The 13,611-nt window shown below is 34.1% G+C and carries 10 protein-coding genes and 1 tRNA gene; 4 read left to right on the forward strand and 7 right to left on the reverse strand.

What is annotated here, in order from left to right; genetic code table 11:
- Nucleotides 1–3 precede the first annotated feature (3 nt).
- Nucleotides 4–519 carry a DinB family protein gene (locus tag EKL98_RS03435; RefSeq protein ID WP_126459538.1) on the forward strand — a complete coding sequence of 172 codons (516 nt, stop codon included), beginning with the start codon at nt 4–6 and terminating at the stop codon, nt 517–519.
- 275 nt (nt 520–794) lie between these two features.
- Here the strand turns inward: EKL98_RS03435 and recQ are convergent, their stop codons facing one another.
- From recQ to aroB, 6 genes are all read right to left on the reverse strand, one after another.
- Entirely contained in the window at nt 795–2,900 is a 2,106-nt protein-coding gene (gene recQ / locus EKL98_RS03445; RefSeq protein WP_126553311.1) for a DNA helicase RecQ, read from the reverse strand.
- A gap of 87 nt (nt 2,901–2,987) precedes the next feature.
- Nucleotides 2,988–3,386 (reverse strand): DNA primase, encoded by a 399-nt coding sequence (locus EKL98_RS03450; RefSeq protein WP_126459544.1) that lies wholly within the window; start codon nt 3,384–3,386, stop codon nt 2,988–2,990.
- 8 nt (nt 3,387–3,394) lie between these two features.
- Complete coding sequence (locus EKL98_RS03455; RefSeq protein WP_126459548.1) at nt 3,395–4,366, reverse strand: deoxyhypusine synthase family protein; 972 nt, start codon at nt 4,364–4,366, stop codon at nt 3,395–3,397.
- An 84-nt stretch (nt 4,367–4,450) separates the two neighbouring features.
- A complete protein-coding gene (locus EKL98_RS03460) occupies nt 4,451–5,851 on the reverse strand; it encodes a type III PLP-dependent enzyme domain-containing protein (RefSeq protein WP_126459553.1) in 1,401 nt (466 codons plus the stop codon).
- Nucleotides 5,852–5,904: 53 nt separating this feature from the next.
- Nucleotides 5,905–6,084 (reverse strand): hypothetical protein, encoded by a 180-nt coding sequence (locus EKL98_RS03465; protein WP_126459556.1) that lies wholly within the window; start codon nt 6,082–6,084, stop codon nt 5,905–5,907.
- A gap of 56 nt (nt 6,085–6,140) precedes the next feature.
- A complete protein-coding gene (gene aroB / locus EKL98_RS03470) occupies nt 6,141–7,208 on the reverse strand; it encodes a 3-dehydroquinate synthase (RefSeq protein WP_126553309.1) in 1,068 nt (355 codons plus the stop codon).
- Nucleotides 7,209–7,300: 92 nt separating this feature from the next.
- Here aroB and EKL98_RS03475 point away from each other — a divergent pair, with 92 nt between their 5' ends.
- Nucleotides 7,301–8,470, forward strand: a complete 1,170-nt coding sequence (locus EKL98_RS03475; protein WP_126561560.1) for a proline dehydrogenase family protein — start codon at nt 7,301–7,303, stop codon at nt 8,468–8,470.
- A 117-nt stretch (nt 8,471–8,587) separates the two neighbouring features.
- Here the strand turns inward: EKL98_RS03475 and EKL98_RS03480 are convergent, their stop codons facing one another.
- A complete protein-coding gene (locus EKL98_RS03480; protein WP_126553307.1) occupies nt 8,588–10,375 on the reverse strand; it encodes an ABC transporter ATP-binding protein in 1,788 nt (595 codons plus the stop codon).
- A gap of 211 nt (nt 10,376–10,586) precedes the next feature.
- Here EKL98_RS03480 and EKL98_RS03485 point away from each other — a divergent pair.
- Together EKL98_RS03485 and lon are read left to right on the forward strand one after the other, a co-directional pair.
- Nucleotides 10,587–10,664 (forward strand) — tRNA-Val (locus EKL98_RS03485).
- 356 nt (nt 10,665–11,020) lie between these two features.
- Entirely contained in the window at nt 11,021–13,471 is a 2,451-nt protein-coding gene (gene lon / locus EKL98_RS03490) for an endopeptidase La (RefSeq protein WP_126459571.1), read from the forward strand.
- Nucleotides 13,472–13,611 lie beyond the last annotated feature (140 nt).

A 13,611-nucleotide genomic window follows, 5' to 3' on the forward strand; every position in this document is an offset into this window, starting at 1 on the left:
AATATGAAGTCAACTCAATTACCCGAAAACGAATATGCCTCTTTTTATACTCCGTATATAAATGCTTTGGGAGACGTAAATTTGATGGAAGAATTAGAAATTTCATTACATGATTTTATCCATTTTATTCAAAACATTCCAATGGATAAATTTGATTATAGATATGCGCAAGGGAAGTGGAATATCAAGGAAATTATTCAGCATGTAATTGATACGGAGCGCATATTTGCCTATCGTGCGTTGCGAATTTCAAGAAATGACCAAACAGCTTTGCCTGGTTTTGATGAAAATGATTATGTAAATAATACTGAAGCTGCCAATAGAAGTATTCAAGATTTACTAACTGAATTTTCAGCAGTGCGACATTCGAATTTATTTCTTTTCAAAAGTTTATCTGAAGAGCAATTAAAGAGAATTGGAACTGCCTCAAATACTGCTGTTTCAGTTCGAGCCATAGGTTTTATTATGATTGGACATCAAAAACACCATCAAAAAGTTTTTGAAGAAAGGTACTTATAAATTATTGAAAACAAGTTGACCAAATTTTTAATTTGTTTTCAAAAGACATGGTATTGGCAGGATTTGTGGAAGGCATCATATAATATGTGATGCCTTTTATTTGACCAAATTTTTTTAGAAAGTATTTATGACTTTCTTTTCCGTTAAAAATAATTTTTGTGATGCCGGGAAATTCTTTAAACAATGTTTCAAAATCATTTTCTTCTTGGTTTTTGATGTGAATATTTCAGTTTCAGAATTTACAAAAGGCGGAAAGGAATGTATCATAGTAGGTTTTAAAGTACTGCTTTTTCTTTTTCGAGTATGGCTAATGCTAACCGGATTTTTCCGTAGTCTATTTTTTCTTCAAAATAATCAAAATAAGGTTTTAAGGCATTTGGTGATTCCAGTTTTATTTGCGCTTCAGCAATTTGAGAAACTTCTTCTTTTGAGATAAGCGAATCCAAATCTATATTAGCTCCATCAACATACAGTTTTGCTAAATGAGACATAATTGTACTTAAACCTAATTTTCTTTTTTGGGCAATTTCCTCTACAGAGAATCCGGTAGTATAAAGTTCTAATGTTTCTTTGTAGGTTGTGGCTTCTTTTTTCTTTTTAGCACCTTTTGCTTTCTGGAAATCTTGGATAACTTTTATAAAAGCATCGCCATATTTTTCTAGTTTTGCTTTACCAACGCCGTCAATTGCCAATAATTCTGTTTCGCTCATCGGTCTTTCAATTTCCATTTGGCGTAAAGCCGCATCACTGAAAATCACATAAGCCGGTACAGATTCTTCCTTAGAAATTTCGTACCGTAGTTTACGTAAAGTTTCAAAAAGTGAATTTGCAACGGATTTGGTTTGTTTAATTTCTTGCTTGTCGATATTGATTTTTTGAACTGTGGTCAGTTGTACTTTCTCACCTTCAAATAATACTTTTTTTGCAAAGGCTGTCAATTTGATTTTGTTTTGCTGGTGAAAAGCAATTTCACAATAGCCCAAATTGATCAATTGTATCAAATATTGATTCCAGTCATACCATGATAAATTAGCACCAACACTGTATGTTTTCAGGTTTTGGTATTCTTTTTCATAAATATATGCATTTTTTGAACCGCGTAAAAAGTCAATGATTACTGGTAATGGTTCTATTTCCTTCAACCGAATAATTGCCGATAAAGCTTTTTGAGCGATGACCGTTCCATCAAAAAAAAGTGGTGGATTTTTACAAATATCACAGTTTCCACAATTCTCTGTGACAAGTTCGCCAAAATAGGAAAGCAATATTTTTCTGCGACAACTCAACGCATCGGCATATTGTTTCATTCGTTCTAATTTGGCCAGTTGCACTTCAGCATTCAAACCTTGAGAGGCAAATTTTTGCAACTGAATCAGATCACCATAACTTTCGAATAATACCGTTTCTGATGGTAATCCATCGCGACCGGCACGACCAATTTCCTGATAATAGCCTTCAATATTTTTAGGTAAGTTATAATGAATGACCCAGCGTACATTGGATTTGTCAATTCCCATTCCAAAAGCAATGGTAGCACAAATCACCTGGCAATCATCATTGATAAATTCATCTTGTGTTTTAGAACGAATTTTCGTGTCTAAACCTGCGTGATACGCTTTGGCATTCACGCCTGTTTTTTGTAGTTTTTCAGCCAATTCTTCTGTTGTTTTTCTGCTTAAACAGTAGATAATTCCCGATTCATTGGGCTTTTCTAGGATGAAATCTATAATTTGTTTGACTCTGTCCAAAGCGGGACGCACTTCTAAACTTAAATTTTTTCGATCAAAAGAAGCAACAAATATTTTTGGATTTATCAAATTTAATTGTTGGCTAATATCTTTACGTGTAGCCTTATCAGCCGTTGCAGTTAAAGCTAATATTGGAGTAGAAGGGAAGCGCTTTTTGAGGTATCCTAAATTAGTATATGCAGGACGAAAATCATGTCCCCAAGCTGAAATGCAATGTGCTTCATCAATAGCAATTAAACTTATGGTCAAACTATTGAAAAGATTATCCAGAAACGACAGGCTTTCCGGAGCGATATACACTAATTTAATCACATTCGATTTTAACCTTTCGATATAAAACTGACGTTCATTTTCAGTTTGGCTACTGTTGATGAAACAGGCTTCAATACCATTTGCTTTCAGACTATCTACCTGATCTTTCATCAAAGCAATCAGTGGAGAAATTACGATTGTAATTCCCGGAAAAACCAATGCGGGCAATTGAAAACAAATTGATTTTCCTCCACCTGTAGGCATAATTGCCAATGTATCCTGTCCGGAAAGTACACAATTTATTATCTCTTCCTGGTTTGGGCGAAATTTTTCAAAACCAAAGTTTTCTTTGAGTTTGGCATATAAAATTTGATTAGTCATTTTGGCGTATATTTAGAAGTCTAAAGTTATAAAAAAAGGAACTCGTGAATGAGTTCCTTTTAATAAATATATTTGAGAAGGGATTAATTAATCCTCTTCATCGTCATCGTCATCATCTGAAAAATCTTTTTCGTCTGCATCTTCATCATCATCTCCTGAATCAGTATCTGGTTTATCATTAGCATCATCCTCGTCATCATCATCCATATCGTCCTCTAAATCAAGCCCTTTAATTGGTTCAACAACTTCATCGATGATTATTTCATCATCTTCATCATAATTTTCAATTCTATCAGCCAGTTTTGTGCTCACTTTTACTAAATAAATGGTATCTTCAGTTCGTACTTCAACTGCTTCAACTAATTCATTTTTAGCGTTTCTAAAACTAATAATATTTGAATCATCATAACCATCTGGAAATTTATCAACCAATAGGTTTAAAATTTCATTGGTAAGTTTGGCGTAATCTACAATTACTCTTTTCATAAAATATTCTATAAATCTAATAAATAAGCGAAAATTAAAGGAGCTACAATGGTAGCATCGGACTCAATAATGAACTTAGGGGTTTTAATGTCTAATTTACCCCACGTAATTTTTTCATTTGGCACCGCTCCAGAATACGAACCGTAACTGGTTGTTGAATCTGAAATCTGACAGAAATAACTCCAAAAAGGAATGTCATGCATTTCCATATCTTGGTATAACATTGGTACTACACATATTGGAAAGTCTCCAGCAATACCACCACCAATTTGAAAGAAACCTACACCATTTGTACTGTTTTTAGGATACCAATCAGACAAGAAGACCATATATTCGATACCGGATTTCATTGTTGAAGCTTTTAAATCTCCTTTTATTACATAGGATGCAAATATATTTCCCATGGTACTATCTTCCCATCCCGGTACAATGATAGGCAAATTTTTCTCAGCGGCTGCATACATCCAGCTGTCTTTTAGGTCAATTTCATAATATTCTTCAAGAACACCTGAAAGCAACATTTTGTACATAAACTCATGCGGAAAATATCTTTCGCCTTTATCATCTGCATCTTTCCATATTTTGTAAATGTGTTTTTGCAAACGACGGAAAGCTTCATGCTCCGGGATACAAGTATCAGTTACACGATTTAATCCTCTTTCTAATAAATCCCATTCGTCCTGTGGAGTCAAATCACGGTAATTAGGAACTCTTTCATAATGAGAATGAGCGACTAGATTCATCACGTCTTCTTCGAGATTTGCACCAGTACACGAAATAATATGCACTTTGTCCTGACGAATAATTTCAGAAAAAATCTTACCAATCTCGGCAGTACTCATAGCTCCAGCCATGCTCACCATCATTTTTGCACCATTGGCTAATTGTTCTTCATATGCCTTAGCGGCGTCAACTAAAGATGCAGAGTTGAAATGCAAATAATGCTTTTCTATAAACTGACTGATTGGTCCTTTGCTCATTTTTATTTATTTAAATACTTAGAAATCAATTAGTTAAAATTAGTATTTCAAATTTAACGAATTTTTATATTGAATAATTGTTATTTATTTTTTGTCGTACCCTAATATTTTCAAAACATCGTCGGAGGTTTGTTGTTCGGAGAAAACCTCAGTAGCTAAAATACCATTTTCGTCTCTGTCTATTAATATGTGTTTGGGTTGCGGAATCAAACAGTGATGCAAGCCACCGTATCCGCCAATCGTTTCCTGATAAGCCCCCGTATTGAAAAATCCTATGTATAACGGTTTTTCTTTGTTGTATTTGGGGAGATAGATTGCGTTCATATTTTGCTCGGAGTTGTAATAATCATCGCTGTCGCATGTCATTCCTCCTAATAAAACTCTTTCGTAAGTTTCATTCCAGCGATTCACAGCCAGCATGATAAAACGTTTGTTTATAGCCCAAGTGTCCGGTAGCGTTGTGATGAAAGAGGAATCAATCATGTTCCACTTTTCTCTGTCATTTTGTTGTTTTTGATACAATATCTGGTATATTGCACCGCCACTTTCTCCTACTGTGAAGGACCCGAATTCAGTGAAAATATTTGGAACCTCAACCTCGGCTTCATCGCAGGCAATTTTGATTTGATTGATAATTTCGTCAATCATATATTGATAATCGTACTCGAATGCTAATGAATTTTTGATCGGAAAACCACCGCCAATATTCAGTCCATCAAGTGTAGGGCACTCTTTTTTTAATGCAATATAAACTTTGATACATTTTACTAATTCATTCCAGTAATAGGCATTATCATTTATTCCTGTATTGATAAAAAAGTGCAACATTTTTAGTTCCAATTTTTTATTTTCCTGAATTTGTTTTTTGTAAAAATTGACAATGTTTTTATACCCTATTCCTAATCTTGACGTGTAAAACTCAAATTTAGGTTCTTCCTCAGCAGCAATACGAATTCCAATTTTGAATTTCCCTTTTATTTGTTCTTGTAAAAGATCAAGCTCTTCATAATTATCAATAATTGGAATTGCATTTTTATGTCCATTATTTATTATTCGGGCTATATTTTCAATATACTGATCTCTCTTAAAGCCATTGCATATCACATAGGTGCTTTTATTAATTTTTCCGTTTGCCAGTAAGTTCTCAACAATATTGATATCAAAAGCAGATGACGTTTCAATATGAATGTTATTTTTAAAGGCTTCATTCATTACAAATTCAAAATGAGAACTTTTAGTACAATAGCAGTAGTAATATTTTGCCTCGTATTTGTTTTTCTCCATCGATTTACGAAACCAGCTTTTGGCTTTGTTAATGTTGTTGGAAATTTGAGGTAAGTAGGTGAATTTTAATGGAGTGCCATATTGTTCTACCAATTTCATTAAATCGATATTATGAAACTGAAGGTTGTCTTTGTTTAAAGTAAATTCTTCCTGTGGAAAATAGTAGGTTTGATTGATTAAATCAGAATATTTTGTATTCATTAGATGTCATAAATTTATAGATTAAAATATTGTAAAATAAAGAAACCCATAATTCAAACCCGAATATTTGCATAGATAATCTGAAGTTTTTCGTGATCTGCTTTCATGTATTGAAAAACATCAAAACTAAAGTTTCCTTTGATAGAATAAAAACGTTTCAATATTCTTAGAAAAGAGATATTGTTTCGGGTTTTATTACAACTATAATTTTGTTTGTTTTGACTTTTTTTCATTACTGCAAATGTAAAAAATATTATATACGTAATGCAATCCTTTTTATAAAAAATAATTAAGATTTATAATCCTGAAAGGCTTTAAGAATTAATTCATTTTCAACCATTTGATTGATTTTTATTTTTCCGATACCTTCTATCAATGCGAACTGGATGTTTCCATATTCGTTTTTTTTGTCGTGAATCAGTAATTCTAAGATTGGTTTGATATCATTTTCTTCAAAAACGATGTCGGTATAGATAGCCTTTATACTGGATTTTATCTGAGAATATTCTTCTATATTGATCAGTTTTTTATGTAGTGAAAGGTAACTCTCTAATATCATCCCAACGGCTATGGCTTCACCGTGCAATAAAGTTGTTTTGTTATCATTTTCCAAAAAATAACTTTCAATGGCATGACCCAGTGTGTGACCAAAATTCAACGCTTTTCGGATATTTTTTTCGGTTGGATCTTGCAGCACAATTTCATTTTTTATCTCGACTGAACGGTAAATTAATACATCAAAATCAGCAAAATCTATAGTCTTTAAATCTAAAAATTGCTCCCAATATTCTTTATCATAAATCAAACCGTGTTTCAGCATTTCGGCAAGACCGGAACGCATTTCGTTTTGTGGCACTGTTTCTAAATATTGAGTATCAATAAGCACCATTTTAGGCACATTAATAACACCGATTTGGTTTTTTAAATTTCCTAAATCCACCCCGTTTTTGCCACCTACAGAAGCATCGACCATTGCGAGTAAAGTGGTTGGAACGTGAATAAAATCAACACCGCGTTTGAAGGTTGATGCTACAAAACCACCTAAATCAGTGACAACGCCACCGCCTAAGTTAATGATAAGGCTTTTTCTGTCAGCCCCAAGTTCCGTGAGTACTTTCCATATTTGGACGCAAGTCTCAATATTTTTATTTTCTTCGCCACAATCAAATTCAATGATTTCAATTATAAGATCAGTTTCCAGAACAGGAAGAAAATGGGGCAGACAAAACTCATTAGTATTGCTGTCAACAATAATAAATAGGTTGGAGTATTTATTTTCTTTTAAATGAAGATTTATTGCTTCATATCCTTTTTCGTTAAAATGTATCGGGTAACTGTTGGCTTGAATTGATTGCATCTGTATGGATTAATTGGAACCGCAAAATAAGGCATTTTTTGCTAAATAATATTCAAAACTCTGTCTATATTTGTACAAAAATTTAACAAATAATGGAAAAAATATTCAATAATACTCAAGTTGCCTTTTCATTAAAAAGTGATACGGAACTTGACAGAGCTTATTTTCTTTTCAAAATGATTGCTAATCAGCCTCTGGTACGTATTGGAACTGCAGTTACAAATTTTGCCCTTAAAGCCAATCTTCCTGTTGAAGGTTTGATTCGCGCTACGGTTTTTGACCATTTTTGTGGTGGGATAAATGAAGTGGACTGTCTTTCGGTGGTAGATAAAATGTATACCAAAGGAGTTTCCTCTGTTTTGGATTATTCTGTAGAAGGAAAAGAAGCCGAAGATCAATTTGATGCCGCGCTTGAAATGACCTTGAAAACTATTGAATTTGCCAGAGAACGCCAAGCCATTCCTTTTGCCGTTTTTAAACCAACCGGTTTTGGACGTTTTGAATTATATGAGAAATTGGGCGAAAAACAAACATTGACTCCAGAAGAACAGGCAGAATGGAATAGAGTGATGGCTCGTTTTGATTTAGTTTGTAAAGATGCTCATTCTAAAAATGTTGCTCTTTTGATAGACGGTGAAGAAAGTTGGATGCAAGATGCGGCTGATGATTTAGTGACCGAAATGATGCGCAAATACAATAAAGAAAAAACCATTGTTTTCAATACGTTGCAAATGTACCGTTGGGATCGTTTGGATTACTTGAAAAAATTACATGAACAGGCTATAAAAGAAGGTTTTTTTATCGGAATGAAATTGGTTCGTGGTGCGTACATGGAAAAGGAAATTGTTCGGGCTGCTGAAAAAGGATATCCATCACCAATTTGCGCTTCAAAAGAAGCTACGGATGAAAATTATGATGGTGCTGTGCGCTATATGACGGATCATTTAGAGGTAATGTCTGTTTTTGCAGGTACCCATAATGAGTCCAGCACTTATACGCTAATGGAATTAATGACGGAGAAAGGAATAAAAATTAATGATGACAGAATCTGGTTTGGACAATTGTATGGTATGAGCGATAACATCAGCTACAATATGGCCGCTAATGGCTATAATGTTGCTAAATATTTGCCTTTTGGTCCAGTAAAAGATGTGATGCCGTACTTAATTCGTCGTGCGGAAGAAAATACTTCCGTAGCGGGACAAACGAGTCGTGAATTAGAAATGATAAAAGCAGAACGCAATCGAAGAAAAGGGAAGTAGGAAAGTGGTCAGTGATCAGATTTTAGTATTCAGTTATATTAGAATTTATAAAAAGTTTTAATAAAAAACTCCATTCAGCTTATTGAATGGAGTTTTTTAATGTCAAATTTATGAAATCTAAAAATTGCTAAACTGCAGATTACTTAAATTTTTATAAATCCCATTTTCTAGAGCGATTAATTCCTGATGTGTTCCTTGTTCTGTGATTTTTCCTTTATCCAAGACCAAAATTTGATCCGCACTGCGAATCGTCGATAGGCGGTGCGCTATTATAATACTAGTTCTTCCTTGCATTAAAATCTCTAGGGCTTCCTGAACTAGTTTTTCACTTTCGCTGTCTAATGATGATGTGGCTTCATCCAGAATTAAAATACTTGGATTTTTCAATAATGCTCGGGCTATGGCAATACGTTGTCGTTGTCCGCCGGAAAGTTTAATACCTCTTTCTCCCACAATCGTTTCAAATTTTTCAGGGAAACTTTCGATAAAATTATAGGCATTGGCTTGTTTTGAAGCAGTAACAATTTCTTCTTCGGTAGCATTGGGATTTCCATAAGCAATATTCTCTCTGATGGTTCCTCCAAATAATATTACGTCTTGCGGTACAATACTCATGTTTCCACGAAGACTTTCTAAATCAAAATCATAAATATTTTTTCCGTCAACCAATATTTCTCCTTCGTCAATAGTATAAAAACGCAATAATAGGGAAGCAATAGTAGATTTTCCGGTTCCGCTTGGTCCGACAATAGCAATTTTTTGACCAAAATTAGCGGTAAAACTAACGTCTTTTAATACTTTAATTTCTTTTCTGGAATGGTAACTGAACGCTACATTCTTGAAAGTGACATTGCCTTTTATTTTTTCAATTGCAGCCGGATCACGCACCGAATTAATTTTTTCAGGAGTTTCATCTAATAATTCAAAAACACGTTCGGTTGCGCCAATCGCTTTTTGGATTTGGGCATATAGTTCCGCAATTCCGCCAAAAGAAGCACCTACAAATGTAGAATACAACACAAACGAAATCAATTGGCCAACGCTCATTTCTCCGCTAATACTCAATCGAACACCAAACCAAACTACGGCAACAATAGCTCCAAAAAGACAGAAAATAATGAATGAAGCAAAATACCCTCGGTATTTCCCGCCTTTGATGGCAATTGCAACCACTTCTTTTATTTTTCCGTTGTAACGGGCAATTTCGTACCACTCATTGGCAAAAGCCTTAACAATACTGATGCCTTGCATGGTTTCTTCAACAATTACTTGACTTTCGGCCACTTTATCTTGAACATTTTTTGAATATTTCCTGATGAATCGCCCAAAAATAACCGCAGCAACGGCCACTAGTGGCACTACGGACAACATCAATAATGTCAATTTGATGCTTTCATTGGCCAATAAAAGAACGCCACCAATAATTAAAATGAATTGTCTTAAGAATTCGGCTATAGTAGATGTTAAAGTATCTTGTATCTGGGTAATATCTGAACTGATTCTACTGTTTAATTCGCCAACACGCTTTTGCGAGAAGAAAGACATAGGTAGTTTTACCAAATTGCTGTACAGTGATAATCGTAGATTAGCTAAAGTATTCTCCGTAAAATTGACAAATAAATACAATCTAAAAAACGAAAAAATGGACTGAAGAAATAAGATTACAATTAAACCACCCGCAATCATGTTAGCTTGAGTATTGTCTTTGTTTTTCACACAATCAATTAGCATTCCCATCAACTTAGGAAAAGCAAGAGCAGTCGCTCCAGTGAATAATAAAAAAACTAATCCTACATAAAATTTCCATCGGTGATTTCCTGCATATTGAAATATTACAGTTGCTTTTTGGAGTGAACTTGCAGTAATTTTTGATTTTGGTAAATCGTTTTCTTTGAACCTGGCCATTATCTATTGTTTATGTCGCAAATGTAAGACTATAGCGAATGAATACAAAAAAATACTAGTTTTTCATTACAAAGATAAAGTGCTATTATAGAGCACGAAAGAAAACTGAGTCACTATTTTATTGATTTTTTTTACTTTTTTGCTTGCAGATACGATTTCTAGCTGTATATTTGCACTCGCAATAAGGATATGAAAATATCTGCATTGTTTAGGGCAATTAGCTCAGCTGGTTCAGAGCACCTCGTTTACACCGAGGGGGTCGGGGGTTCGAACCCCTCATTGCCCACCATAAGGGACAAGGAAGAAAAATTCTTCTTTGTCCTTTTTTTATTTGAAAAATTTTTTAGCAGTCTGACTGAATCAAAAACTAACACTTCCTCCTATTTATCAAAGACATTTCATAGGTAATATTTACCCATGCGAATCAAGTGTTGAAAAAAGCTAAAAAAAAAGAAAGATATATCTTTCGAATTATTTGTAGGAAGATAAAATTAATTTGCTTTTACTTTGGCATAATGATTGTCTCTTTTAGGGTTGTACAAATTATTAGTGTCATACAACGATTTTATTTAAATTAATACTATGATATCATATATTTACTTGGCAAATGAAAATTTTTAATGACAAAAAGACTTAAATAAATATATGTCAAATCATAAAATACTTACTATTGACAATCTGTCACTTCAGGAATTTGATTCGGAAGCAGATTTAATTCCACTTTTGACTCCCGAAGACGAGGAGGAAATGAACAATGAGGCTTTACCTGAATTATTGGCTATATTGCCCTTGCGGAATATGGTTTTATTTCCAGGAGTTGTAATACCAATTACTGCGGGACGCGATAAATCGATTAAGTTGATCAATGACGCTAACGCTGCAGGGAAAACTATTGGAGTTGTTGCTCAAATCAATGAGGAAGATGAAGACCCAACCAAAGCAGATATTCATAAAATAGGTACGGTAGCCCGTATTTTACGTGTACTGAAAATGCCTGACGGGAATATAACGGTAATTCTTCAAGGTAAAAAACGTTTTGAGATTGAGACTGTTATTGATGAAACATCTTATATTACTGCAAAAATCAAGGAAGTTCCAGAGAAAAGACCTAAGAAAAACGATACTGAATTTGTTGCCATTCTGGATTCAATCAAAGAATTAGCGATTCAGATTATAAAAGAAAGTCCAAACATTCCCAGTGAAGCTACTTTTGCGATCAAGAATATTGAAAGCCAATCGTTTTTAGTCAACTTTGTGACTTCGAATATGAATTTGACAGTTAAAGAAAAACAAGATTTATTGGCGATTAATGAATTGAAAGAAAGGGCTTTAGAAACACTTCGCTACATGAATATTGAGTTGCAAAAACTCGAATTAAAAAATGATATTCAGTCTAAAGTTCGGTTTGATTTAGACCAACAACAGCGTGAATATTTCCTGCACCAGCAAATGAAAACCATTCAGGAAGAATTAGGTGGCGTTTCTCAGGAAGAGGAAATGGACGAAATGTTACAGAAGTCCTTGACCAAAAAATGGGACGAGAAAACCAAAAAACATTTTGATAAGGAATTGTCTAAAATGCGTCGCATGAATCCCCAAGCGCCTGATTTTGGTATTCAAAGAAACTATCTGGAGTTGTTTTTGGAATTGCCTTGGAACGAATATTCTAAAGATAAATTCGATTTAAAAAGAGCACAGAAAATATTAGATAGAGATCATTTTGGTCTTGAAGATGTTAAGAAAAGAATGATAGAACATTTGGCAGTTTTAAAATTGCGAAATGATATGAAATCCCCAATTATTTGCTTGACAGGACCTCCCGGAGTTGGAAAAACATCTATTGGACGCTCTATTGCAGAAGCTTTAGGCCGAAAATATGTTAGAATTTCTCTTGGTGGGTTGCGTGATGAAGCGGAAATTCGCGGACATAGAAAAACGTATATAGGTGCCATGCCTGGACGAATTATCCAAAGCTTGAAAAAAGCCGGAACCTCAAATCCTGTTTTTGTTTTGGATGAAATCGATAAATTATCAAACAGCAACCAAGGTGATCCGTCATCAGCATTATTGGAAGTTTTAGATCCGGAACAAAACAATTCTTTTTATGATAATTTCCTTGAAATGGGATATGATTTGTCTAAAGTGATGTTTATTGCTACATCGAATAATATGGCTGCGATTCAACCTGCGTTGAAAGACAGAATGGAAATCATCAAAATGTCAGGCTATACGATTGAAGAAAAGGTAGAAATTGCACGTCAGCATTTGTTTCCAAGACAATTGAAAGAACATGGTTTGACAACCAAAGATTTAACTATTGGTAAAAAACAATTAGAAAAAATTGTCGAAGGATACACACGTGAATCCGGAGTTCGTGGCCTAGAAGCTAAAATTGCTCAAGTAATCCGTAACGCAGCAAAATCCGTTGCAATGGAGGAAGCGTATAATAAAAAAGTAACGGATGACGATATCATAAAAACGCTAGGTGTTCCAAGGCTAGAAAGAGATAAATACGAGAATAATGATGTTGCCGGAGTAGTAACTGGTTTGGCCTGGACCTCTGTTGGCGGTGATATTTTGTTTATAGAATCGTTGCTTTCCCCAGGAAAAGGAACCATGACAATTACCGGAAACTTGGGTACAGTAATGAAAGAATCTGCCACCATTGCTTTAGAATATATTAAGGCCAATGCATCATTTTTAGGATTGGATTCAGAGCTGCTTTCTAAATATAACATTCACTTACACGTTCCGGAAGGAGCCACTCCAAAAGACGGACCAAGTGCAGGAATTGCAATGCTGACGTCCTTAGTTTCGTTATTTACACAAAAACGAGTGAAGAAAAACCTAGCCATGACAGGAGAAATTACTTTACGTGGGAAAGTATTGCCAGTAGGCGGAATCAAAGAAAAGATTTTGGCTGCAAAAAGAGCCAATATTAAAGAAATTATTCTGTGTCATGAAAATAAGAGTGATATTGATGAAATAAAACCTGAATATCTGGAAGGACTTTCTTTTCATTATGTAAAAGAAATGAGCGAAGTATTGAAATATGCTCTAACTGATCAAAAGGTTAAAAACGCTAAGGATTTGTAATAAAAACAAATTCTAAATTTAAAATCCAACTTCTAAAACTTGATTTTCAAGCAAAGGAATTTGGATTTTTTTATTTGTAATTACCAGTTTTAAAGTTGCCATTTATTGTATTTATAATTTTATCTTCGCAGTTGCGTTTT

It is taken from the genome of Flavobacterium bomense (genome assembly GCF_003970355.1).

What these genes read in the sequence shown, in the direction of transcription:
- EKL98_RS03435 (WP_126459538.1), top strand. Translation starts at nt 4, where the DNA reads ATGAAGTCAACTCAATTACCCGAAAACGAATATGCCTCTTTTTATACT.
- recQ (WP_126553311.1), bottom strand. Translation starts at nt 2,900, where the DNA reads ATGACTAATCAAATTTTATATGCCAAACTCAAAGAAAACTTTGGTTTT.
- EKL98_RS03450 (WP_126459544.1), bottom strand. Translation starts at nt 3,386, where the DNA reads ATGAAAAGAGTAATTGTAGATTACGCCAAACTTACCAATGAAATTTTA.
- EKL98_RS03455 (WP_126459548.1), bottom strand. Translation starts at nt 4,366, where the DNA reads ATGAGCAAAGGACCAATCAGTCAGTTTATAGAAAAGCATTATTTGCAT.
- EKL98_RS03460 (WP_126459553.1), bottom strand. Translation starts at nt 5,851, where the DNA reads ATGAATACAAAATATTCTGATTTAATCAATCAAACCTACTATTTTCCA.
- EKL98_RS03465 (WP_126459556.1), bottom strand. Translation starts at nt 6,084, where the DNA reads ATGAAAAAAAGTCAAAACAAACAAAATTATAGTTGTAATAAAACCCGA.
- aroB (WP_126553309.1), bottom strand. Translation starts at nt 7,208, where the DNA reads ATGCAATCAATTCAAGCCAACAGTTACCCGATACATTTTAACGAAAAA.
- EKL98_RS03475 (WP_126561560.1), top strand. Translation starts at nt 7,301, where the DNA reads ATGGAAAAAATATTCAATAATACTCAAGTTGCCTTTTCATTAAAAAGT.
- EKL98_RS03480 (WP_126553307.1), bottom strand. Translation starts at nt 10,375, where the DNA reads ATGGCCAGGTTCAAAGAAAACGATTTACCAAAATCAAAAATTACTGCA.
- lon (WP_126459571.1), top strand. Translation starts at nt 11,021, where the DNA reads ATGTCAAATCATAAAATACTTACTATTGACAATCTGTCACTTCAGGAA.